23 protein-coding genes and 1 other annotated feature are annotated in these 22,725 nt (G+C 47.9%); of the genes, 20 read left to right on the top strand and 3 right to left on the bottom strand.

All coding sequences use genetic code 11. The features are described from left to right. Nucleotides 1-263 precede the first annotated feature (263 nt). Nucleotides 264-971: a metal-dependent hydrolase gene (locus HF638_RS16710; protein WP_169481210.1), complete on the top strand. Its 708-nt coding sequence runs from the start codon at nucleotides 264-266 to the stop codon at nucleotides 969-971. Between the two features lie 238 nt (nucleotides 972-1,209). Here the strand turns inward: HF638_RS16710 and HF638_RS16705 are convergent, their stop codons facing one another. Both HF638_RS16705 and HF638_RS16700 read right to left on the bottom strand, forming a co-directional pair. Further along, entirely contained in the window at nucleotides 1,210-1,530 is a 321-nt protein-coding gene (locus HF638_RS16705; protein WP_062835571.1) for a hypothetical protein, read from the bottom strand. A gap of 229 nt (nucleotides 1,531-1,759) precedes the next feature. After that, nucleotides 1,760-2,833, bottom strand: a complete 1,074-nt coding sequence (locus HF638_RS16700) for a M42 family metallopeptidase (protein WP_062835570.1) — start codon at nucleotides 2,831-2,833, stop codon at nucleotides 1,760-1,762. A 605-nt stretch (nucleotides 2,834-3,438) separates the two neighbouring features. On the opposite strand from HF638_RS16700, the gene spoVAC reads away from it, so the two are divergent. From spoVAC to leuS, 17 genes are all read left to right on the top strand, one after another. After that, nucleotides 3,439-3,942 carry a stage V sporulation protein AC gene (spoVAC, locus tag HF638_RS16695; protein ID WP_211175674.1) on the top strand — a complete coding sequence of 168 codons (504 nt, stop codon included), beginning with the start codon at nucleotides 3,439-3,441 and terminating at the stop codon, nucleotides 3,940-3,942. After that, nucleotides 3,939-4,955 carry a stage V sporulation protein AD gene (spoVAD, locus tag HF638_RS16690; protein ID WP_169481209.1) on the top strand — a complete coding sequence of 339 codons (1,017 nt, stop codon included), beginning with the start codon at nucleotides 3,939-3,941 and terminating at the stop codon, nucleotides 4,953-4,955. The genes spoVAC and spoVAD overlap by 4 nt, the downstream gene beginning before the upstream one ends. Before the next feature lie 5 nt (nucleotides 4,956-4,960). After that, nucleotides 4,961-5,311 (top strand): stage V sporulation protein AE, encoded by a 351-nt coding sequence (gene spoVAE / locus HF638_RS16685; RefSeq protein ID WP_169481208.1) that lies wholly within the window; start codon nucleotides 4,961-4,963, stop codon nucleotides 5,309-5,311. A gap of 208 nt (nucleotides 5,312-5,519) precedes the next feature. Next, nucleotides 5,520-6,476 carry an AAA family ATPase gene (locus HF638_RS16680; RefSeq protein ID WP_169481207.1) on the top strand — a complete coding sequence of 319 codons (957 nt, stop codon included), beginning with the start codon at nucleotides 5,520-5,522 and terminating at the stop codon, nucleotides 6,474-6,476. Between the two features lie 3 nt (nucleotides 6,477-6,479). Continuing rightward, nucleotides 6,480-7,727, top strand: a complete 1,248-nt coding sequence (locus HF638_RS16675; RefSeq protein ID WP_169481206.1) for a DUF58 domain-containing protein — start codon at nucleotides 6,480-6,482, stop codon at nucleotides 7,725-7,727. Further along, nucleotides 7,724-9,937 carry a DUF4129 domain-containing transglutaminase family protein gene (locus HF638_RS16670; RefSeq protein WP_169481205.1) on the top strand — a complete coding sequence of 738 codons (2,214 nt, stop codon included), beginning with the start codon at nucleotides 7,724-7,726 and terminating at the stop codon, nucleotides 9,935-9,937. Before HF638_RS16675 ends, HF638_RS16670 begins: the two co-directional genes overlap by 4 nt. A gap of 110 nt (nucleotides 9,938-10,047) precedes the next feature. Further along, nucleotides 10,048-10,575 carry a YqeG family HAD IIIA-type phosphatase gene (locus HF638_RS16665; RefSeq protein ID WP_062835565.1) on the top strand — a complete coding sequence of 176 codons (528 nt, stop codon included), beginning with the start codon at nucleotides 10,048-10,050 and terminating at the stop codon, nucleotides 10,573-10,575. Then, nucleotides 10,572-11,699, top strand: a complete 1,128-nt coding sequence (gene yqeH / locus HF638_RS16660) for a ribosome biogenesis GTPase YqeH (RefSeq protein WP_169481204.1) — start codon at nucleotides 10,572-10,574, stop codon at nucleotides 11,697-11,699. Before HF638_RS16665 ends, yqeH begins: the two co-directional genes overlap by 4 nt. Nucleotides 11,700-11,741: 42 nt before the next feature. Further along, nucleotides 11,742-12,611, top strand: coding sequence for a shikimate dehydrogenase (gene aroE, locus HF638_RS16655; protein WP_169481203.1), 870 nt, complete (start codon nucleotides 11,742-11,744; stop codon nucleotides 12,609-12,611). Between the two features lie 82 nt (nucleotides 12,612-12,693). Continuing rightward, nucleotides 12,694-12,987 (top strand): ribosome assembly RNA-binding protein YhbY, encoded by a 294-nt coding sequence (gene yhbY / locus HF638_RS16650; RefSeq protein WP_017687186.1) that lies wholly within the window; start codon nucleotides 12,694-12,696, stop codon nucleotides 12,985-12,987. A 15-nt stretch (nucleotides 12,988-13,002) separates the two neighbouring features. Next, nucleotides 13,003-13,593: a nicotinate-nucleotide adenylyltransferase gene (locus HF638_RS16645; RefSeq protein ID WP_074095918.1), complete on the top strand. Its 591-nt coding sequence runs from the start codon at nucleotides 13,003-13,005 to the stop codon at nucleotides 13,591-13,593. Beyond that, nucleotides 13,577-14,143, top strand: a complete 567-nt coding sequence (yqeK, locus tag HF638_RS16640) for a bis(5'-nucleosyl)-tetraphosphatase (symmetrical) YqeK (protein ID WP_169481202.1) — start codon at nucleotides 13,577-13,579, stop codon at nucleotides 14,141-14,143. Before HF638_RS16645 ends, yqeK begins: the two co-directional genes overlap by 17 nt. A gap of 76 nt (nucleotides 14,144-14,219) precedes the next feature. Next, nucleotides 14,220-14,567, top strand: coding sequence for a ribosome silencing factor (rsfS, locus tag HF638_RS16635; protein WP_036615136.1), 348 nt, complete (start codon nucleotides 14,220-14,222; stop codon nucleotides 14,565-14,567). Further along, on the top strand, nucleotides 14,564-15,469 hold the full coding sequence (locus HF638_RS16630) for a CvfB family protein (RefSeq protein WP_036668546.1): 906 nt from the start codon (nucleotides 14,564-14,566) through the stop codon (nucleotides 15,467-15,469). The genes rsfS and HF638_RS16630 overlap by 4 nt, the downstream gene beginning before the upstream one ends. A 129-nt stretch (nucleotides 15,470-15,598) precedes the next feature. Then, nucleotides 15,599-16,369 carry a class I SAM-dependent DNA methyltransferase gene (locus HF638_RS16625; protein ID WP_169481201.1) on the top strand — a complete coding sequence of 257 codons (771 nt, stop codon included), beginning with the start codon at nucleotides 15,599-15,601 and terminating at the stop codon, nucleotides 16,367-16,369. A gap of 221 nt (nucleotides 16,370-16,590) precedes the next feature. After that, nucleotides 16,591-17,547: a phosphotransferase gene (locus tag HF638_RS16620; RefSeq protein WP_169481200.1), complete on the top strand. Its 957-nt coding sequence runs from the start codon at nucleotides 16,591-16,593 to the stop codon at nucleotides 17,545-17,547. A 112-nt stretch (nucleotides 17,548-17,659) separates the two neighbouring features. Further along, nucleotides 17,660-17,929, top strand: a binding site (T-box leader). A gap of 78 nt (nucleotides 17,930-18,007) precedes the next feature. Next, nucleotides 18,008-20,452, top strand: a complete 2,445-nt coding sequence (leuS, locus tag HF638_RS16615; RefSeq protein WP_169481199.1) for a leucine--tRNA ligase — start codon at nucleotides 18,008-18,010, stop codon at nucleotides 20,450-20,452. On the opposite strand, the gene comER is transcribed toward leuS, so the two are convergent. Further along, nucleotides 20,433-21,278: a late competence protein ComER gene (gene comER, locus HF638_RS16610; RefSeq protein ID WP_169481198.1), complete on the bottom strand. Its 846-nt coding sequence runs from the start codon at nucleotides 21,276-21,278 to the stop codon at nucleotides 20,433-20,435. The genes leuS and comER overlap by 20 nt on opposite strands. A 185-nt stretch (nucleotides 21,279-21,463) precedes the next feature. Between comER and HF638_RS16605 the strand changes: the two genes are divergently transcribed. Further along, entirely contained in the window at nucleotides 21,464-22,099 is a 636-nt protein-coding gene (locus HF638_RS16605) for a ComEA family DNA-binding protein (RefSeq protein WP_248278177.1), read from the top strand. A gap of 39 nt (nucleotides 22,100-22,138) precedes the next feature. Beyond that, a complete protein-coding gene (locus HF638_RS16600) occupies nucleotides 22,139-22,660 on the top strand; it encodes a deoxycytidylate deaminase (RefSeq protein WP_169481197.1) in 522 nt (173 codons plus the stop codon). The last annotated feature ends 65 nt before the right edge of the window (nucleotides 22,661-22,725 follow it).

Genomic DNA, 22,725 nt, shown 5'->3' with positions numbered 1-22,725 from the left:
CTTGGATAGACGCTGTACATTACCAACAATTTTAGTGGTTTATATTTGAAATTATACAAGTAGTTGACGACAGTTTATGTGATTTAATTCACTAATAAAGATAGAAGAGTCATAAATATAATAGTGTGAGCCCCATCACAGAAAGTTATATTTTTTTTCATACAAATAAGAAATGCGAACTATTGTTCTTATTTTGTTTTCGTTGTAAAATCGGAACTGGGCCATATATGTTCCCTATTTCTTCGAAAGGAAGTTTTTGCATCATGATGGGAAGATCCCACCTGATTATTGGGACAGGCGTATCGCTATCTGTTCTGCAGTTGGCTGGTATGCCGGTGACTGCGCCGGCAGTTACGGTTGCTCTGATTGGTTCGTTATTGCCTGACATCGATGAGCCGAATTCGCTGTTGGTATCGAGAGCTTTACCTAATAGTCTGATTAGGCTGTTACAGACGATTCTGTTGCCCACAGCTGTCTTCGTGTACTTTTATGTTCATGCCAAACCGTGGAACCTGTTGCTTGCGATTCTCATTGCGCTCGTATCATTTCTGCCCTCACGTTCGCTTCGCAAAGTACTGATGTTTGCGATTGGACTCGGCCTGGTCTTCTATGGTCACGCGTTCGCACCGTGGAACTTGATTGCAGGCAGTTTGTTAATGCTCTGCACCACACTGACTCATAGGGGACTGACTCATACCCTGTACGGAACCGCAATATGGGCGGGCTTGCTTTACAGCACGACCCAGCAGCAGGGCCCAGAGATATGGGTAGCGGGAGGTACGGCATACGCGATGCATCTGTTGGCTGATTCACTAACCAATCGGGGGATTCGTCCGTTACCACCGTTCAAGTGGCGCATACGGGTGAATCTGATGAGTACAGGAACCAAACGTGGAGCCGTTGTGGAGAATGTCTGCATTGTGCTTACCCTTATTTTGGCCTGGATTGCATTCTCACCGCTATTTCTCTAGTCATCCAAAAACGCCAGTCCACTAAACTGTGGACTGGCGTTTACAACAGGTATGAAGTTCGTACTGCAATGGATTGTATTATCTGTGCGACGATTCAGGATTGAGAAGGTGCATCGGTAAGGCTGTCAATATCTGAAGATCCAAATACAAATAAAACAACGAGAATGACGATGATCAATAGCTCTGCGAACCCATTTCCATCAAAGTCAGACATCACTTCAACCTCATTTCTTGGCGTTTAGGAATTGATTCTCTGTTGGAAAGCCCGTATCACGTCATTCAATGTCATATCGCCACCGATCTCATCGAGGAATTGCACCAGTTTGTCTTGATTTGACGGTGTAACATTTTGAAGCGTTTTATATTGCCCGACCAATTCAACGACCAGTGTAGCTTCTCGAAACAACGTGACCGCATCCACTCTTAACTTCCCGCTTACTAGTAATGCTGCAACGATAAGTTCCAGATTTCTTCCTTTAAGGTTGCCATTGAGAAGGGTGTTTGCGGCATTTGTTTTTTTTGAACCTTTATTCGATTTTCCATTCCTTCCCACTGCCATAACAGGTCCCCCGCTGCTTGGTGTTTAATTCATCTTCCGTTATTGTATCTTATGTGTAATTTCCTAGAATGTTCGGCCTGTTAATCTACGTACGTTGAACTAAAGAATATTTACACTCGCTATTTCAATGACAGAATAGCCTTTCTGTGTAAATGTGTTCAACTAAATATAGTTGTGGATATAAAAAAGAGACCTCCCGATAGTTAGTTAGGAGGTCTCTTGTCAATTGTTACGCGTTATTAATTATGGTATTCATTGTTGTCCGATCCAGACCCTTCACCAGCTTCACAATCAGCTCTTTGGCTGCATCGTAGTCGTCTGTATGAATGATGGAAGAAGAGGTGTGAATATAACGGGCACAGATCCCAATAACCGTTGATGGTACGCCAATTCCACTCAGGTGAACTTGGCCTGCATCGGTACCGCCTGGTGAGATGAAATACTGCATTTTGATCTGATTGGATGAAGCCGTATCTTGCACGTACTCCACCATTCCGCGATGAGTGAACATACCCGGGTCAAAAATACGAAGTAATGCCCCTTGTCCGATATGTCCAAAGGACTGCTTGTCACCTGTCATATCATTCGCCGCGCTACAGTCGAGTGCGAAGAATATATCAGGCTGAATTAGATTGGCCGCCGTACGTGCACCGCGAAGCCCCAGTTCTTCCTGTACTGTTGCACCAGCATAGAGTGTGTTCGGCAGTTTTTCCTTGTGGAGTGCTTCAACCAGTTCAAGTGCAAGTCCTACGCCATAACGATTATCCCACGCTTTTGCCATAATTTTTTTCGGATTGGCCATAGGTGTGAATTCACAGATCGGCACGATCTGCATCCCCGGATGAATGCCCCAAGATTCTGCTTCCGCACGGTTGTCTGCTCCAATATCGAGATACATGGTGTTCAGGTCAACAGGTTTGCTCCGCTGGGACTCGTCCAGCAAGTGTGTAGGTGTAGAACCTACAACTCCGGTAATGCGGCGATCAGGTGTGATGATTTCCAGTCGTTGAGACAGTACAGCCTGACTCCACCATCCGCCCAATGGACGGAACTTGATCATGCCTGTTTCTGTAATGCCCGTAGTCATAAAACCTACTTCGTCAAAGTGTCCGGCTACCATAACTTTGGGACCGGATTCCTCTCCGCGTAATACACCAAAAAGACTTCCCAGTCGATCCTGGACGAATTCCTCGGTATAAGCGGAAAGCTGCTCTTTCATCCAGCCGCGAAGCTCACGTTCAAAACCGGATGCGGAAGGAAACTCCGTTAATGTACGGAACATATCCATCGTTTTTTCATTCATGTGTCAACAACTCCTCTGTCGGTATGTAGTTCAGGTCATAGTAGAACGGCTACCCGCCTGTTGTCCTTTAATATGCTGAGGACTTGTTATTTAACCACTGGTCACATTACAGTATGAACCTTGCGCAAGTGATTGTCCATGTTTATGTCACGTATTTAAGGCATGTTTTGGGCTCGTATCATGTCAGAATTTCAGTATTCTATCCGCTGTAGTCGCAGTCCTGATGCCACGGCAATGAATATGAATATATGGAGGAGATGTCATCATTTTTTGAATTTCTTCATGATTAATATTCGCTTGTCTGTAACAGGAAGGAGCCAGGATATCAGATGAAGCCTCCGGAAGAAGGCACGGAAAAAGTACTGTTTATCGTTCTTTTTATCTTGCTCGTGATCGTTCTTCTTTATTTATAGAACGTAACTGAATAAGTGTTCAGTCCGGCGTAATCCAATCCTGCTTCCGCGGCATGTCCCTGTTGGAAACATATGCTGTCTGTCGCCGGATACATAACCTTCCGATCATTAACAAACAATGAATAGAGGATTACACACATTGGCATTCAGCCGCAGCTTTGATCCATTTTCACATAGAGGAGGTCTTGTATCTTGCCAGCTCAATCTGCATCCGGAAGCGAAAAAAAAACATCGTCCCTGTCCATCGATGAAAAGGAGTACAAGAAAGTCGCCAAAAAACATGAGCCGCCTCGTCCGATCCTGAAGAACTGCCTCAAGGCATTTCTGGTTGGTGGAACCGTCTGCTTGATCGGACAGGCCATTCAAGAGGCTTTTATGGCCGGTTTCGACATGACATCGAAGGAGGCTTCCAGTCCTACGGTGGCGGTCATGATTCTCATATCGGTTATTCTAACTTGTCTCGGTGTTTACGATAAAATGGCACAGTGGGCAGGAGCAGGAACGGCTGTGCCGGTTACCGGATTTGCCAATTCCATGTGCTCTGCTGCACTGGAACATCGTGCTGAAGGACTGGTGCTCGGTGTAGGGGCCAACATGTTTAAACTTGCTGGTTCTGTTATTGTGTTCGGTGTCGTGGCAGCATTTGTCGTAGGCATCGTATACGCCTTTCTGGGATTCGGAGGTGGACATCTATGAAGAGATTGGGTCGCCAAACGTGGCAGTTTGAGAATCGTCCACGAATTATCGGTAAAGCGGCAGTTGTAGGACCTGATGAAGGCAAGGGTCCCTTGTCATCTGATTTTGACTACGTCTATGACAATCTTGAGATCGGCGAGAAGACGTGGGAAAAGGGAGAACGCAAACTGCTCGAACAGGCCTCCCAACTGGCTTTGGTTAATGCCAATATTACCAAGGAAGAGCTTCACTTTTTTGTCGGTGGAGATCTGATGAACCAGATTATCAGTAGTTCTTTTTCAGCGCGAAAACTTGGTGTGCCTTACCTGGGTGTCTTTGGAGCCTGTTCTACTTCCATGGAAACGTTAGCGCTAGCGTCGATGATTGTTGACTCGGGAGCTGGCGATTATGTTCTTGCAGGAACGGTCAGCCACAATTGTACAGTAGAGAAACAATTTCGATATCCGACCGAATATGGCTCCCAGAAGCCGCCTTATGCGCAATACACCGTAACAGGAGCAGGGTGTGGTGTAGTCTCCCGTACCGGTGATGGTCCTGTAGTTACCAAAGCCACTATTGGGCGCATTATGGATTTGGGCATCAAAGATCCCTTCAACATGGGTTCAGCGATGGCACCGGCAGCAGCCGACACCCTGATCTCGCATTTCAGAGATACGGGATTGGAGCCTGGTTATTATGATCTCATTGTTACCGGGGATCTGGCTTCCGTCGGTCTGCCAATTACCAAAGAACTTTTGCAAAAAGAAGGCATTCCGATGGAACAGACGGTTTTTAATGACTGCGGCCTGATGATCTATGATCGGGAGAAACAGCCTTATGTTGTTGCCGGGGGGAGTGGATGCGGATGTTCTGCTACCGTAACCTACGGTCATATTTTGAATCGAATGCAGAAGGGTGATCTTAAGCGTGTGCTCGTCGTTGCTACCGGGGCACTGTTGTCTCCGATTTCGTACCAGCAGGGTGAAAGTATTCCCTGTATTGCTCATGCGGTAGCCATAGAAAAGGAGGGATAAAGGTCATGCAGTTCTTGTGGGCATTTATCGTTGGCGGTTTGATCTGTGTTGTGGGGCAACTTCTGATGGACGGTGTCAAACTGACACCGGCACATACCATGAGCACACTTGTTGTGGCAGGTGCGCTTGCGGATGCATTTGGCCTGTACGACCCCTTGGTTAAATTTGCAGGTGCGGGTGCTACCATCCCCATTACAAGTTTCGGCAATTCCTTGGTGCATGGGGCATTGACGGAACTGGAGAAAGAGGGGTGGCTTGGTGTCATTACGGGGATTTTCGATCTGACCGCGGCAGGGATTTCGTCAGCGATCATCTTTTCTTTTCTCGCCGCATTGGTGGTTAGGCCAAAAGGCTGACATAGAATGGAATATCTACTTGAACATAATTGCGATTCAGCAAAGGCTTCGGATAACTTCTATCCGGGCCTTTTTTGTCGTCTTCATGCGTGAACTGCGGTGAATCTGACGGCTGGAAACAAATTGTGAGTTCCTTCGAGTGTACTCACGCCCGTGGATCATGTACAATAAAAGGAAATCTGTATGCTTTTTTAGGAGGTTAGACCACATGCCTGTGCGCAAAGAGTCGATCCAAATCATATCCGCAGTTCGTTCGAATCTGGAATCCTGCATTATGGGGAAATCCTTTGAAATTCAACTTTTACTTACAGCTTTGCTTGCAGGCGGGCACGTTCTGATTGAAGACGTACCGGGAACTGGAAAAACGCAGTTGATCAAGGCACTATCGAAATCCATGCGCGGAGAGTACCGACGCATTCAATGTAATCCTGATATTTTACCAAGTGATATTACGGGCGTATCCGTGTTCCACCCGAAGGATGAGCGTTTTTATTTCCGTCCAGGTCCCGTGATGACCAACATTTTGCTGGCTGACGAGATTAACCGGGCGACCACGAAAACCCAGTCCGCTCTGCTCGAAGTCATGGAGGAGCGCAGTGTAACCGTTGATGGGGACACGTATGATCTGCCACACCCTTTCATGCTTTGTGCAACTCAGAATCCGATTGATTTTGAAGGTACGTACACATTGCCGGAAGCGCAACTTGACCGGTTTATGTTGAAAATAAGTCTCGGTTATCCCGATAAAGAAATTGAGAAAACACTGCTTAAGACGCATCAGTTGGGTCAGCCTGTAGATCGGCTTGAATCAGTAACCCATATGGACCAGATCGCGGCAATTCAACAAGAGATTAAGGAAGTCTTTATCGGTGATCCGGTCATGGACTATCTGCTGGATGTTGTTCGTCAAACCCGCTCCCACCCATCTGTATTGCTGGGTGCCAGCCCACGGGCAGCCATATCCTTTATGATGGCCGTAAAAGCCTTTGCTTTCCTGCAGGAACGTGATTATGTGCTGCCGGATGATGTGAAGACGATGGCCCCTTATGTAATCTCTCATCGTATTGTGCTTCGTCCCGAATCGAGACTGGACAGTATGAGTTCCGAGGCCGTTCTGAATGCCGTACTCCAGCAGGTACGCGTGCCCGTTTCCATGGGGCAATAGTTTATGAAGCCGCTTTTGAGTACAGTCAATAGAGGGCTGCGCCACCCACGCGTATGGAGCATCGCAATGGTGTGGATGTGCTGTCTGGCTTATGTTTTGTTTCAGGGCGGGAAGACATCACTCATGTTGCTGTCGATGGTTACCCTGCTCTGTGTGTACCTTGCCATTGCTGGATTTAGCGGAGTAAGACGTGCTCAAGGAGTACGTAAGCTATCCTCTGGTCTGGACCACGAAGAACTGCTGCATGCAGGTGACCAGGTTCAAGTACAGCTGAGTCTGACGATTCCGGGATTCCTCCCGCTTCCCTATGTGGTAGTACGTGAAATGCTGCACCGGCATAACGGAGAATCCTGGTCATTTAAAGAAAGTTTGATTCCCAATATGCGAGGAAATGGCGTGCTGTCTTTCCAGACACCGCCACTTGAGCGGGGCAAGTATGTTTTTTCGGAAACAGAATGTGCCAGTGAGGACATATTTGGACTGATTGAACATCGCGGAAAGTTTAAGGCCAAAGGTGAGTTTCGAGTACTGCCAAGAACAGTATTTATTCCATATTGGCAGCTCTACGACCGCAAATCACGGTTAGCTGGTCCGCAGACAGCTCTAACCCGCTCGCGTAGAGAGACGACCCAGATCAATGGTGTACGTGACTATGTATACGGAGATCGACTTTCCCGCATTCACTGGAATGCTACGGCGAAGACGGGGAACTGGAAATCCAAGGAGTTCGAGCATGAGTCTGTACCGAAAACCATTCTGGTTCTCGATGCGCTGGCAGCAAGTTATGAACATGGGGAAGCATTCGAAATTGCCGTGTCTACTGCTGCTTCTCTGCTGGAGTATGGTGCCAGGGAACGGATGGGGATGGGCTTATTGACATTGTCAGAGGAGACATCCTTTATGGCCCCCAGTGAAAGTCTGCTGGAACGACAGAAGATGATGCATCATCTGGTGGATATTCAATATAACGGTCAGGATACCCATCTGTTGCCCGGCGTGGAAAGAATCGCACGTCAACTGCCTCAGGGAGCTTACTTTGTTGTGATTTCTCCCCAGAAGGATGAAAAAATATTGGAACTGTTACGCTGGGCCGATACGCGGGGCATGACGCCATGTCATATTCTGATCGATACCAGTGAATCCCGCCGCAGTGCGGAGTGGAATGCTATGTTGCGTGGAAGAGGCACAAGGTCATTCACGGTTTCTCACTTGCAGGAGCTTCCAACGGTGATGGGGGGAGGTTCTGTATGAGTTCAAAAGGAAATGAAAGTATTGCAGGCAAACGATCCTGGTATCATGCAGCATCATTGCTCTGGATTTTCCTGATTGGAATGCAGTGGATTTCATTTACGCAGGAATCCTGGTACACGGAGACAACTTCTCTGGTGTTATGGACACTTGCAGCGGTCAGTGTGCTGGAGGTCATTCTGCCCTTCAAAACGATCTATCGGGCGATCGTCAAGGCAGTCGTTGTTGGTTACATTTTGCATAAAACGCTAATTGATTATACGGTATACATCCCTTATGGCTCTTTAACGGACCGAGCGGAGCAATTCATATTACACATGACGCCGTACATCTGGTTCTCCCTGTGTGCATGGGTGATGCTTGAAGCTGCCCTTCGCCTCGTGACCACAACACGTCGCATTCTTGTTTTTCTGGGTGTCAACATCATTTCGATGGGGATTCTCGATTCGTTCACACAGATTCCACTCTGGATTGAAATCGCGTGGGTGATGTTTGCGGGGATGGGATGGCTCGTATGTCAGCATTTCCGTAACTATCAGCTACAGTATCCACAAGGTTGGAAACGAATCATCCGTTATCCTTATAAAATCCTGGCCAATATTGCCATTATCTTTTCTTTGATTATTGTGGCCAGCGTCAATATGCCGGAGATTCCACCCACCTTGACGGACCCATATACGGCTTGGCGTAACTATACCGGAACTTCCACAAGTCAGGCTGGTAACGGAAGCCTTGATATCCCGGCGGCTACTGAATCGGGATACAGCAGGGAAGACAATCAGCTTGGTGGAGGATTCAACTTCGACTATACCCCTGTCATGTCTGTCACGACCAATGAGCGTAGTTACTGGCGCGGTGAGACACGTGCAGAGTATACAGGCACAGGCTGGGATGACCGTGGACGGGGTGCGACAGAGAATGTTGAAGCAGGACAGCCTCTGGAGAACCAAGAATCCGGTAATGTGAATACCAAACAAGTAACTCAGAACGTAACGATGCTGAATGATAACGTCTATCCGATTCTCTTTGGTGCTTATTCGATCTCTGAAGTGAGTTCGATTAACGGTGAGGATAGAACGGAACGTATGCTGTGGAATGGCGAACAGGCTGAACTGCATGTGGTGACAGACCGTCAGCAACCACAGTATCCCAAGACATACACCATCGTATCTGAAGCCCCTGTGATTGTGGAAGATGAGCTTCGTACGAAGTCTTTTGATGATCTGTATAACAGTAATCCCGCAGAGGATATGTACTTGCAGTTACCATCCCGTTTCCCTAACCGGGTTTCGGATCTGGCAGCCGAGATAACGGCGTCTGCGAATACCCCGTATGAAAAAGTGGCATTACTGCAAAACTATTTACAAACTAATTTTGAATACACGAACAATCCGGATTTATCTCGAAAAGTAAGCAGCGACTTTGTGGAAGGCTTCCTGTTCGATATTATGGAAGGCTACTGTGACTACTTCTCTACTGCGCTTGTAATGATGGCGCGCTCGGAGGGCATTCCTGCAAGGTGGGTTAAAGGTTATGCGCCTGGACAACTGTCTCTGAATTCGGACATGCAGGCCCCGCGTCAACCTGGCGCAGAGATTGAGACGACCTACACCGTTACGAATGCAGATGCACACTCCTGGGCAGAGGTTTACTTTGGTGAGTATGGCTGGATTCCCGTTGAAGCAACGCCGGGCTTTGATATGCCGCTGCTCACGGAACAGCCTGATGTACAGCCTGTAGATGAGCCTGAAGAACAGCCAGAAGAGGAGCCGGTACAAGAGGAAGAGCAGACCCCTGCACCTGAGCAGGCATCGTCTGCCATCCCGACTTTTATTATCTGGGCTGCAGGAGCCATTATTGTATTGTGGGTAGCATATATGTTCTGGCGTAATCGTTTCTCCATGCGATTCCTCCTGCTTCGTTTGCGGACAGGTGGACCGCTCACCCCTGAACAGAAGGTGGTGGCAGAGACCGAGCGTTGGATTCAATATGTGAAACGCAAAGGACTGACCCGGAGCGGAGACGAAACACTTCGTGAATCGGTAACCCGCTGGAGCCAGACCAAACCGGCTGCAGAAGCTACCTTGCATGAGCTTCTCACGAAGTTTGAACAGACGCGCTACAGTCCAGCGTCCGTAACTGCCGACGACTGGAAAGGCGTCTATCAGACCGCCTTGAAGCTGCGGAAGGAACTGAAAGCGGAACGGGCATAGTTGTTGCCCGTCCCGTTTTTCCTTTTTTCCTATGCCATCAGGCGCTGTATGCATTTTCAGGAAAGACGGATTTGTGATATAGTGTGTCGTATGAAACTGAGGTGACTTCTTTGTTTAAAATGTTAATGCCCAAGCTGCGTGTAGACACGGTTTTTGACATTAATCTGGAAGAGCTGTACGCTCAAGGCTACCGTGGAATTATAACTGATCTGGATAACACACTCGTTGGAGCCAAAGCCCCTGACGCTACGCCCGAACTGATTGAATGGTTTGCACGTGTGAAAGAGGCCGGTTTCAAGCTGATGATTGTGTCCAATAACAATTTGAATCGTGTATCCCTGTTTGCGACCCCGCTGGATATCCAGTTTGTGCATAGTGCACGCAAACCATCGAATGTACCGTTTCGTAGAGCAATGAAAATGATGGAGTTATCTCCTGAAAAAACGATTGTAGTAGGCGATCAGATGCTTACCGACGTCTATGGAGGGAACCGAATGGGGTTATATACCGTTCTGGTACTGCCAATCTCCATTGGGGACGAAGGATTTATGACCCGCTTCAATCGGCGCGTGGAACGGATTGCTCTAACGAGTTTACGCAGGAAAGGCTTATGGCTTGAGGAGGAAAAGAAGAAATGACAGAACCGCATAACGGCAATCTTGCCGTAAGGTGCAGCGGATGCGGCGTGCATCTGCAAACAGAAAATTCGGAATTACCAGGGTTTATCCCCGAGAAGGCACTGGATCGTGAACCGGTTATATGCCAGCGCTGTTTCCGTATCAAAAACTACAATGAGTCATCATCCGTTACGGTGGATCAGGACGAATTCCTGGCGCTGCTTAGCAAAATCGGGGATAAGGATGCACTTGTCATCCATATCGTTGATTTGTTTGACTTTGATGGCAGTATTATCTCTGGACTGCAACGTTTTGTAGGCAACAATCCAGTATTGCTTGCTGTGAACAAAACGGACTTGCTTCCGAAAGTAACTAACTGGAATAAGGTTCGCAACTGGGTACAAAAGCAAGCCAAAGAACAAGGTTTGCGCACAGTGGATGTAGTCTTGTGCAGTGCGAAGCAAAATCAGGGCTTCGACCGACTGCTTGAGCTCGTGGGAACGTATCGCGAAGATCGTGACGTGTACGTGGTTGGCGGTACCAATGTGGGCAAATCCACACTGATTAACCGTCTGATCCGTGATTACAGCGATCTGGAGCAGGAACTGACCACGTCCCGTTATCCGGGAACGACGCTGGATATGGTGAACATTCCGCTGGATGATGGAAAATATATCATTGATACGCCTGGAATCGTGTATCCTTGGCGTTTCAGCGAGATTGTCTCACGTAAGGATCTTGCTGCCATCATGCCGGAAAAACCGCTTAAACCCGCTGTTTATCAGTTGAATTCCGGTCAGACGCTGTTCTTCGGCGGCATGGCTCGATTCGACTTTGTTGAAGGTGATCGCCAGTCGTTCACTTGTTTTATCAGCACTGCGCTTGATATTCACCGGACGAAGCTGGAGCGTGCAGATGACCTGTACCGCGACCACCTGGGAGAATTATTGTCTCCACCAACCCGTGAGGATGCAGCAGAGATGGCTGAATGGACCAGACATGAATTCCGCATCAAACGCGGCAGTCAATCGGATGTATTCATCTCGGGTCTGGGCTGGATTAAGGTAAATGGTGATGTTGGAGCACTGGTTGCTGTTCATGCGCCTAAAGGCATTCGTGTACAGATCCGCCCATCCTTGATCTAGTAATCTCAGAAGCTGTACATCAGATGGATCGGAGGCGGACCTATGTCTGAGCAGAACAAATTCAACTCTTCACTTCCCGTGTTGCTTGGTGTTATGGGTGATCCTATTGCTCACTCCAAGTCTCCGGCAATGCACAATGTGGCTCTGCAGGCTGCAGGAGTGAATGGAATGTATATGCCACTGCATGTTCATCCGGATCAACTGGAAGCGGCAGTTCGGGGAATTGTGGCATTGGGCTATCGTGGCGTCAATGTCACCATCCCGCACAAAGAGCAGGTGATGCAGTATCTGGATGTGATCGATGAAAGTGCTCGCCTGATTGGTGCGGTGAATACCATCGTCAATGAAGGTGGAACACTGACAGGGTACAATACCGATGGTATTGGCTATGTCCGATCACTGAAGGAAGAGGCTGTGCCGGAGCTTGCGGGCAAACGTATTGCTGTCCTGGGCGCAGGTGGAGCGGCGAGAGGCGTTATATACGCACTTGCACTGGAGAAGCCTAAGCAGATCCACATTCTGAATCGTACAGCGGAGAGAGCTATTGCACTTGCTGCGGATTTACGGGGCCACGGCTTGGGAGAAATCTCGGGTAGTGGCATGGAAGACGCTGCGATGGTACTGGCTACGGCTGATATTGTTATTAACACAACGGCTGCCGGAATGCATCCACATGTTGATGACGTACCGGTTGATCCCACACTGATCCGTGAAGGAGCAGCGGTGAGTGATCTGATCTACAATCCGCTGGAAACCCGTCTGCTTCGGGAATCGCGATTACGCGGATGCACGGTGCACGGTGGTCTGGGTATGTTTGTATACCAGGGCGCAGTGGCCTTTGAGCATTGGCTCGGCATTCCGGCTCCAGTGAAGACGATGAGACGAGCTGTACTAAATAGTTTTGAAGTGTGAAAATAATAATTGAATGGTCAGGCCCGGACAGACTTTTAACTGTCAATCAGGGCCTGCTCAACATAAGGAGTATGGAGTATTCATGTTAAACGGTAAACAAAAGCGCTTTTTGCGGTCACAGGCACATCACCTGACCCCTGTATTTCAGATTGGTAAAGGTGGAACCAACGAGCACCTGTTCCGTCACATCGAAGATGCGATTGAGAAGCGCGAATTGATGAAAGTGCAAGTGTTGAACAACAATGACGAGGACAGAAAAGAGATGGCAGAAGAAGTTGCCCGTGAAACGGGAAGTGAGCTTGTACAACTCATCGGTAACACAATCATCCTGTACAAAGAATCTCGCGATAACAAACAAATCGAACTACCTAGATAAGGGAGCGTGACGCGGGTGAAGATCGGCATCATGGGTGGTACGTTTGATCCGATCCACATGGGACACCTTCTGGCAGCAGAGGCGGCAAGGGATTCGCATGCACTGGATGAGATCTGGTTCATGCCTTCCCATGTTCCACCTCACAAGCGCGGAGCCGGAGCTTCGGGACAGCAACGTCTCGATATGACGGAAGCGGCTGTGAAGGGTGTGCAGCAATATGAGGTGCTGGGCATCGAGATGGAACTGGGCGGAGTGTCTTATACAATCGATACGATGAAGGAACTGTGGCGTCGCCATCCTGAACATGAATTCTATTTCATAATTGGGGCGGATATGGTGAACTATCTTCCCAAATGGGAGCAGATTGAAGAACTTGCCGAACGCCTAACCTTTATTGGGGTTGGTCGGCCGGGCTTCCAGTTACATCTGGATGATCTACCAGACGAGTTACAGGATCGGGTCCTATTAGCCGAGATGCCCTTGGTGGATATTTCATCGACAGCCGTACGCAGACGTCTAGCCAAAGGACATTCGGTACGCTTCATGATTCCTGATGAAGTGCACCAATACATTGTAAGGAGCGGTTTATATGGCACTAAGCCGTGATGAACTGATTCAAGCCGTATCCGGACAAATGCCGGAAAAACGCTGGAAGCATACACTGGGTGTAATGGAATCGTCAGTGATGTTGGCTGAAAAATACGGTGCTGATCCTGTGAAAGCAGATCTGGCAGCGATATTGCATGATGTGGCGAAGTACTGGCCCGTAGCGGAGATGGAAGCGGTCATCCGTGATAACGGATTAAACCAGGAACTTCTGCAACATGACAAGCAGCTCTGGCATTCCGAAGTCGGTGCTTTTGTAGCCAAGCGTGATTACGGTGTAACGGATTCCGAAGTTATTAATGCTATCCGGTGGCATACGTCGGGTCGGGTAGGCATGAGCTTGCTGGACAAAGTGGTATGTCTTGCCGATTACATTGAACCGGGACGAGATTTCCCGGGAGTGGATCACATTCGCGAACAGGCTGAACGTAGTCTGGAGGAAGGTTTAATTGCCGGATTCGATTCGACGATCAGCTTGCTGATCTCGCAACGACGTGTCATTTATCCTTTGACCATGCTGTCGCGGAATGACTTAATTGCACAATTATAGAGGTTGTTCAAAAAGTCCACTTTTGATTACGAAGGATCTTTTTGAACACACAAATATAGATTATGGAGGTTGGTTCATGACAGTATCATCGAAAGAACTTATGAATATGGCGGTTGCTGCCGCTGACGACAAAAAGGCATCCAATATTGTAGCGTTGGATCTGATTAATGTTTCTCTGGTGGCGGATTATTTTGTTATTTGTCACGGGAATTCCGATACACAGGTACAGGCCATTGCTACTGAAATTCGCAAACAGGCTCATGCAGCCGGAGCGACGATCAAAGGTATCGAAGGTATGGATTCCGCACGTTGGGTATTGATGGACATGGGCGATGTTGTTGTTCATATCTTCCACCGTGACGAGCGTGAATACTACAACATTGAACGACTATGGTCTGATGCCAAAGTGGTGGAAACTGTATGAGTTTGATTGCTGGAACAGTCGTCTCTTTGCCGGTTTCACGTGAAGTGTCTCCGTTTGGCTTCTTTTTGACGACAGGATCGGAAGATGTACTGCTTCACTACACCGAGTTAACGCGGGATATTAAAATTGGTGAGACGCTTGAGGTATTTGTATTCTTTGATACCGAAGATCGTCTGGCCGTAACGATGAAAAAACCTTATCTCATGCTTGGCGAAATGGCACGACTGGTTGTGGCTGATGTTCACCCACGACTGGGCTGTTTCCTGGAAATGGGACTTGGACGGCAATTGCTGCTTCCTATTCGTGAATTGCCTGAACTGGAAGAACTGCGTCCTCAAGTGGGGGATGAAGTCTTTGTAATCATGGAACATGACAAGCAGGGACGTCTGCGTGCCAAATTGGCCGGGGAACGTGAGCTTTCACCATTGTCTTTCCATGCTCCAACTTCATGGTTAAACGAGTGGGTTGAAGCGACGGTATACAAGCCACTGCAGATGGGTACGTTTGTACTTGTAGAAGGCGGTGTACTGGGCTTTGGCGCGATTGGTATGATTCATTCATCTGAACGTAGCCATATGCTTCGTCTAGGTGAGAAGGTTAAATGTCGGGTGACACTGGTACGTGAAGACGGACGTGTGAATCTGGCTATGACTCAACTCAAACAAGTTGGACGTAACGAAGATGCAGACAAGCTGCTCGCCTTTATGAAAGAGCGTCCTATGGGCGGCATGCCTTACTCGGATGCAACTCCGCCGGATATCATCAAGCAGCGTTTTGGCATCAGTAAGTCTGCATTCAAACGTGCCTTGGGCAAATTGATGAAGGACGGATTGGTGGTCCAAAAGGAAAGCTGGACGTATCTGTCCGAATCTGCTCCTGCGGATCAAAGCGAAAACAAGTAATCTTCCTGATTAAATAGTTGTAATATGGAACTCGGATAAGGCAGGGATAGGCTGGGTAAACACCGGATGCCCCTGCTTTTTCTTTTGTTAACAGGATTGGAAAATGAAATTGAAAGTGCGGTGCCTGACATGTCTTACCGGAAATTTGCCTATGTGTATGATGAATTAATGGAAGATATGCCTTATCCGGACTGGATAAGGTTTGCAAGAACAGCATGGGAACAGCATGGAATGCCCAAAAGTGTCGCTGAACTTGGCTGTGGAACGGGCTCGATTACGATACCGCTCGTGAACTCCGGATTCGAAGTTACAGGCATTGACCTCTCATCAGATATGCTGTCGGTTGCACGTAGCAAGATGGAGGCTACGCCTCAGGGTCATCGTTTGTATCGGGAAGGTAGTGTACGTTGGGTGCAGCAGGATATGCGGGACTGGCGAGTTCCGGAGCCGGTGGATTCGGTGATATCATTCTGTGATTGCGTCAATTATCTGCTTGAACAAGAAGATGTCGTTCGTACATTCCAGCGCACATATGAGATGCTGAAGCCTGGTGGAACGTTCCTGTTTGATGTGCATCATCCCAATACCCTTATTCGTTATGATGAGGAGCAGCCTTTCGTACTGGATGAACGCTCCGTATCTTATATTTGGACTTGTGGATTGGATCAAGATCGTTGTGAGATTGAGCATCATCTCAGTATCTTTTCGCGTGTGGATGATGGTCGCAAGGATATGTACCAGCGCTTTGAAGAAGTTCATGTCCAGCGTGCGTATGATCCGGACTGGATGAAGCTGGAGTTGTCCAAGGCAGGCTTTAGAGACGTGAAGGTATATGCGGATTTTGAATGGAAAGAGGCCGGAGACAGCGCGCAGCGCTTGTTCTACGTGGCTGTGAAGTAAGAGTGAATAATGAGAACTGTCCTTATGGTGCATAAGGGCAGTTTTTTTGTTTGATTTTTTATGGAGAATGAATAGCAATATTCTTAAATAGGGTAAAGGAATGCAAGAAAAGACATAACGACGTGACAAAAGTATTGCCAGTTATAGTAAAGGAGGCCATAATAGTCGGATAGAAAGCGTTTTCTAATTGAATCAATCAATAGTCAGGGTGAGGTGTAGACGTGGAAAGTACATATAAAACAAGACTCTCGTCAGAACAGTTGAATGCCATAATAGAGCAGCATTTCTCTGCAAGTATACAGGACTACAAGGAGATGGTGGATGGCTGGGCCAATCATGCATATCTCATTACATTGAGTGACGCACAGCGGGTGGTACTCAAAATTGCTCCGTCGGCTTCAACAAATCTGATGCGCTGTGAGCAGGATCTCATGATTGCCGAGGTTGAGGCACTACGCCTCATTACGGAACTACAGGATGTTCCCGTACCTAAAGTGCTGGCTTATGATGATTCATTAACCATTGCTCCAGCGCGTTATTTTATCATGGAGTACATGTCTGGAATACCCTATAATCAGGTCAAGGATCAGTATTCTGCGAAAGAGCAGGAAGCCATTGAACACCAGCTGGGTCGGTACAATCGTCGAATTAATGAAATCAAGGGCGAGCAGTTCGGATATTTCTCGGAGCAAAAACAGCGTTATTCCACATGGAAAGAAGCATTTATGAATCTGATAGATGACATTCTTACCGATGGGGAAGAAGCCGGGATTACATTTTCGATCGATTACCCTGAATTGAGATGCTTGATTGAAGAAAAATCGGATGTGCTGGACGATGTAAAAGAACCTGTGCTTGTCAGTTGGGATCTGTGGGATGGCAATGTACTAGTGGACGCGGGGCGCATCACAGCGATTATTGATTTTGAACGTTCACTGTGGGCAGACCCTCTGATGGAGCATTATTTCAGTCATTTTAACTATACTCCCGGTTTTGTGAAAGGGTATGGGCATGCGATTACGACTGAAAGTGAGCTGAGAAGAAGAAGTCTATATGACTTGTACTTTGATCTGGTGCTACGTATTGAGTGCGCTTATCGCCAATATGATAATCAGGAACATGTGAATTGGACCATTCATAATCTGGAGGAAGGCATCAAGCGTTTTCGTTTATCCTGAACAACAAAGAGTGTTAATGAACGGTACGAACCGTGTGGCTTAAAAGGGTGATTATCACGTGTAATATTGACTTTGGGCTTGCTTTTTTATATAATGGTCCCGATATTGTATACATATTTCGATGATAAGGATCAGTAGTAATTCCTGTACATAACAGAGAGCCGGCGGTTGGTGCAAGCCGGTTGACAGTGATTTACGAACTCGCCTTGGAGAAATGCGGTGATTACACCATCCTGTTTAACCTGCTTGTTTAAAGCTTGGGTACAGGAATGGAAATCCGCATCGGTTAACCGCCGTTACAGGTCCAAAGGGAGTGGATGACGAAGCACGTTCGTCCGCTAACTAGGGTGGTACCACGGGAATTCAACCTCTCGTCCCTAGCGCTGCAAACGCTACGGGATGCTGAGGTTTTTTTGTTGCAATTAAAGCTAAAGCGAATAACCTGAAGGAGGAACAATAGATGAGTGAGAATAACCAGCCGAAACACGGCTATCAGCCACAAGTCATGGAAAAAAGTTGGCAGCAATACTGGGATGCAAATAAAACATTTAAAACGGGTGAGGACCCGGTTAAACCAAAATTTTATGCACTGGATATGTTCCCTTATCCATCCGGTTCAGGTCTGCATGTAGGCCACCCGGAAGGATATACAGCAACGGATATCGTTTCCCGATACAAACGTATGCGCGGTTACAATGTATTGCACCCAATGGGTTGGGACGCATTCGGTTTGCCTGCTGAGCAGCATGCACTGGATACAGGTGAACATCCACGTCATATTACATTCCGCAATATTGATAATTTCCGTCGTCAGATCAAATCGCTCGGTTTCTCCTATGACTGGGATCGTGAGATCAGTACAACGGACCCTGAATATTATAAATGGACACAATGGATTTTTATCCAGCTGTACAATAAGGGCCTCGCTTATGTTGATGAAGTAGCAGTTAACTGGTGCGAAGCACTTGGAACGGTACTGGCTAATGAAGAGGTTATTGATGGCAAGAGTGAACGTGGCGGACATCCGGTTGTACGCAAACCGATGCGCCAGTGGGTCCTGAGAATTACCGAGTATGCAGAGCGTCTGTTGGAAGACCTGGAAGAGCTGGATTGGTCTGAAAGCATCAAGGACATGCAACGTAACTGGATCGGTAAATCGACAGGTGCAGAAGTTGTATTTGCCATTGAGGGTCGCGAGGAAGTCATTAAAGTATTCACTACCCGTGCGGACACATTGTTCGGTGCGAGCTTTGCAGTACTTGCTCCGGAACATGAATTGGTAGAAGCAATTACAACTGATGACCAACGTGAAGCTATTCAGGCTTATCAGGAGCAGGCTTCTCGTAAGAGTGATCTGGAACGTACGGATTTGGCCAAAGACAAAACAGGTGTATTCACTGGCGCTTATGCAATCAATCCCGTTAATGGTGCAAAACTGCCAATCTGGATTGCCGATTATGTTCTTGCTGGTTACGGTACAGGTGCGGTTATGGCTGTTCCAGGTCATGATGCACGTGACTGGGAATTTGCGAAGCAGTTCGGTCTGGATATCATCGAGGTTATTCAAGGTGGAGACGTTACACAAGAGGCATATTCTGGTGATGGCGCGCATGTGAATTCCGATTTCCTGAATGGACTGAACAATGAAGAAGCGGTTGCCAAAATGATTGCTTGGTTGGAAGAGAACGGTAAAGGACAAGGGAAAGTAACCTATCGTCTGCGCGATTGGCTGTTCAGCCGTCAGCGTTACTGGGGTGAGCCAATCCCGATTCTGCATCTGGAAGACGGAACGATGAAGACAGTACCTGAGGATCAACTTCCACTGCTGCTGCCTGATATCGATCAGATCAAACCTTCGGGCACTGGAGAATCACCGCTGGCGAATGTTACGGAGTGGGTGAATACGGTAGATCCGGAAACGGGAATGAAGGCACGTCGCGAGACCAACACCATGCCACAATGGGCGGGTAGCTGCTGGTATTACCTGCGCTTTATCGATCCGCACAATGACAAGGAACTGATCTCCAAGGAGAAACAGCAGCAGTGGCTGCCAGTTGATCTGTACATTGGCGGAGCAGAGCACGCGGTGCTTCACTTGCTGTACGCTCGTTTCTGGCACAAAGTGCTGTATGATCTGGGTGTTGTGGATACCAAAGAGCCTTTCCATAAACTCGTTAACCAAGGTATGATCCTGGGTACGAACAATGAGAAAATGAGTAAATCCCGTGGTAATGTCATTAACCCGGATGAAATCGTGAATGAATTCGGTGCAGATACATTGCGTCTGTACGAGATGTTCATGGGACCATTGGAAGCGACAAAACCGTGGAATGCGAACGGGGTTGAAGGCATGTACCGCTTCCTGTCACGTGTATGGCGTCTCTTTATTAACGAAGATACAGGAGCCATCAATGACAAGATTACGGTGGATGGTGGAACTGACGAGTTCAAGCGGACTGCTCACAAAACGATCAAAAAAGTTACGGAAGATCTGGAACATCTGCGCTTCAACACATCCATCAGCCAGCTGATGATCTTCATCAACGATGCATACAAAGCCGATACACTGCCTCGTGAAGCGATGGAGAACTTTGTACAGCTGTTGTCACCACTGGCACCACATATGGCAGAGGAACTGTGGAGCCGTCTGGGTTATGAAGGCGGAATCTCTTACGTGGCTTGGCCTGAATATGATGAGTCCATGACAGTGGATGCAGAAGTAGAAATCGTTGTTCAAGTAAACGGTAAAATTGTAACCCGTGCTACGATCGCGAAGGATCTGGATGCACAGGGTATGCAGGACTTTACAATGGAGTTGGCATCTGTTAAGCAGGCGCTGGAAGGCAAGACCATTCGCAAGGTCATTGCCGTTCCAGGCAAACTCGTTAATATTGTTGCCGGTTAATCTCACCGGCTCGGAATAGTTCATCCAGCTTTAACAAATCTTCATCATATTTGTCATGTGTCGTGTGGATCAGGCTGTCGAAAACGCCGTCGAGACTAACCTTCAGTAGTGCAAGTGCCTGAGCGGTAATACCACCAGGTACAGCGACACGAGCCTGAAGCTCTTGCGGCGTGTATCCTCCTTCGGTGAGCAGCTTGCCTGTTCCCAGGAGCATTTCTCCTGCCAGAGCACAGGCATCTGCCCGTTTGATGCCTGTCAGCTTCACGGCGCTTTCGATCCACTGTTCCAAAAAGAACGATATGAATGCAGGTCCGCAGCTAGAGAAGTCGGATGTGATTCTTGTACAGGCTTCATCCACCTGGTACGGCCTGCCTATGTGACTGAGCAGACTTTCCAACACAGCGCGGTCTTCACTGGTCATTCGTTCGCCATGTATGCAGAGGGACGCTCCACTGCCGACTTGGTGTGTGACGCTGGGAATTACCTTGGAGACTTTGCAAGGAAGTGAAGATTCCAGATGTCGCAGCTGCACGGGACTGGTGATCGAGACAATTATATGATTGGGATTCACGACAGGCAGGATGTCGTCAATGACATGTTTGAATTCAAGCGGCTTCACGCACAGGAAGATGATATTGCTTCGGATCACCGTTTCCCGATTGCTCTGGGATTCATGCAGACCGGGGTAACGGATGGATAACTGACGTACTTTGGACGGGGTTCGATTGCTGGCGGCGATCTGCCGGGGCTCGAGTGCACCCGATTGGATCAGGGCATAGATCAACAGGCTGCCCATGCTGCCGGTTCCGATAAATCCAACCTTCATTGTTTCAGGCCTCCTTTCATGCTTTACGGTACTGGCGCAGTTCATTCCCTCTATTCTATGCGTGAGGACCTGTTTCACATGACATGAAAAATGCATAACTTGTTTCATCAGGAAAATTCAACGGTTCGGAAGCACCGCCCGTGTTCGAAATGAATGATTTTGAATTCAGGGAGAGGTGTGGAAGAATGAGATGGAATAAAGGAATGACCATCGCTGCTGCGGTGGTTGGAAGTATACTTATATTATGGTCGGGCAAAAGTGAACAACCACCTAGTGGCTGGGAACCCTTGCAGCTCGGCACCGAGAAGCCGACGATAGAGCAGGAACTCCCTGCTGTACTGTCGGCTAATTCGGTTCAGGGCAATACAGGAGCATCTTCAGGATCGGATGCAAGTGGAATGCAGACTGGGAATGAGGCAAAGGCAGGAGAGTCTAAAGAGCTTTCGAGCGTTGGGGTTGAAGGTGTTTCGGGAGTTCAAGCTCCAAATCAGACGAATGATAATCCACCAGACACCTCAAATTCGATTGAACCAGTTGCGCAAAGTACGAACTCGAATCCTTCGGTTACCTCCGAGACGGCTTCGAACAGTAATGCACCTGTAGTTCGTGAGGAATCTGGTGACAGTGGGAAAATTGATGTGAATACAGCGCCTGTCTCCAAGCTTACAGAGCTTCCCGGAATCGGAGAGAAGAAAGCTCAGGCTATTTTGGACTATCGGAATGCACACGGTCCTTTTGCAAAAGTCAGTGATCTGACGAAGGTCAAAGGAATCGGCATGAAGATGCTTGAGAAGATGGCACCGTATGTGCAGATCCGGTAATATTAGAATAAAAATTGTGTTGAGCGGGAGGAAAGCAGCATGAGTACAGTAGAGGTACGCAAGGACTGGGACACGTATTTTATGGACATCGCATATATGGTCTCGACCCGTTCCCGCTGTTCGCGTCGTCACGTGGGTTCCGTTCTTGTTCAGGGAAAGAAACTGCTGGGAACAGCCTATAATGGTGCACCCACTGGCGTCCCGGATTGTTCTGAAGCAGGTTGCATGATATCGGAAGAATATGAGTTGGTCGTGACTGATGGTCAGGAAGAAATGGTCAAAAAGCAACGCTGTATTCGCACAATCCATGCGGAGCAAAATTTACTTTTATTCACAGATCGAATTGACCGGGAAGGCTCATCCGTGTATGTGACCGATGAACCTTGCTGGACATGTGCCAATATGCTGGCTAATAGCGGGATTACAGAAATCGTCTTTCATCGCTCTTATCCTAAAGATACCGGTAAGGTTACTAACATGATGCAACAGAAGGGCATAACGTTCCGCAGACTGGAGAATTATCAGCCGCCGCGGGAAACAATGATGACTGTGAGCAACTAATATGAATATGGTCGAATACGCGAGGGAGAACCTCCGGCAAGCCTGAATTGGCTTTCCGGGGGTTT

This window comes from Paenibacillus sp. SZ31 (assembly GCF_012912005.1).
Lineage (GTDB): Bacteria > Bacillota > Bacilli > Paenibacillales > Paenibacillaceae > Paenibacillus.
This window is presented reverse-complemented; position numbering and strand designations above follow the sequence as displayed.

Excerpts from the sequence above, each read along its gene's own strand:
- HF638_RS16710 (WP_169481210.1), top strand. The coding sequence starts at position 264 with ATGATGGGAAGATCCCACCTGATTATTGGGACAGGCGTATCGCTATCT.
- HF638_RS16705 (WP_062835571.1), bottom strand. The coding sequence starts at position 1,530 with ATGGCAGTGGGAAGGAATGGAAAATCGAATAAAGGTTCAAAAAAAACA.
- HF638_RS16700 (WP_062835570.1), bottom strand. The coding sequence starts at position 2,833 with ATGAATGAAAAAACGATGGATATGTTCCGTACATTAACGGAGTTTCCT.
- spoVAD (WP_169481209.1), top strand. The coding sequence starts at position 3,939 with ATGAAGAGATTGGGTCGCCAAACGTGGCAGTTTGAGAATCGTCCACGA.
- spoVAE (WP_169481208.1), top strand. The coding sequence starts at position 4,961 with ATGCAGTTCTTGTGGGCATTTATCGTTGGCGGTTTGATCTGTGTTGTG.
- HF638_RS16680 (WP_169481207.1), top strand. The coding sequence starts at position 5,520 with ATGCCTGTGCGCAAAGAGTCGATCCAAATCATATCCGCAGTTCGTTCG.
- HF638_RS16675 (WP_169481206.1), top strand. The coding sequence starts at position 6,480 with ATGAAGCCGCTTTTGAGTACAGTCAATAGAGGGCTGCGCCACCCACGC.
- HF638_RS16670 (WP_169481205.1), top strand. The coding sequence starts at position 7,724 with ATGAGTTCAAAAGGAAATGAAAGTATTGCAGGCAAACGATCCTGGTAT.
- yqeH (WP_169481204.1), top strand. The coding sequence starts at position 10,572 with ATGACAGAACCGCATAACGGCAATCTTGCCGTAAGGTGCAGCGGATGC.
- aroE (WP_169481203.1), top strand. The coding sequence starts at position 11,742 with ATGTCTGAGCAGAACAAATTCAACTCTTCACTTCCCGTGTTGCTTGGT.
- yhbY (WP_017687186.1), top strand. The coding sequence starts at position 12,694 with ATGTTAAACGGTAAACAAAAGCGCTTTTTGCGGTCACAGGCACATCAC.
- yqeK (WP_169481202.1), top strand. The coding sequence starts at position 13,577 with ATGGCACTAAGCCGTGATGAACTGATTCAAGCCGTATCCGGACAAATG.
- rsfS (WP_036615136.1), top strand. The coding sequence starts at position 14,220 with ATGACAGTATCATCGAAAGAACTTATGAATATGGCGGTTGCTGCCGCT.
- HF638_RS16630 (WP_036668546.1), top strand. The coding sequence starts at position 14,564 with ATGAGTTTGATTGCTGGAACAGTCGTCTCTTTGCCGGTTTCACGTGAA.
- HF638_RS16625 (WP_169481201.1), top strand. The coding sequence starts at position 15,599 with ATGTCTTACCGGAAATTTGCCTATGTGTATGATGAATTAATGGAAGAT.
- leuS (WP_169481199.1), top strand. The coding sequence starts at position 18,008 with ATGAGTGAGAATAACCAGCCGAAACACGGCTATCAGCCACAAGTCATG.
- comER (WP_169481198.1), bottom strand. The coding sequence starts at position 21,278 with ATGAAGGTTGGATTTATCGGAACCGGCAGCATGGGCAGCCTGTTGATC.
- HF638_RS16605 (WP_248278177.1), top strand. The coding sequence starts at position 21,464 with ATGAGATGGAATAAAGGAATGACCATCGCTGCTGCGGTGGTTGGAAGT.
- HF638_RS16600 (WP_169481197.1), top strand. The coding sequence starts at position 22,139 with ATGAGTACAGTAGAGGTACGCAAGGACTGGGACACGTATTTTATGGAC.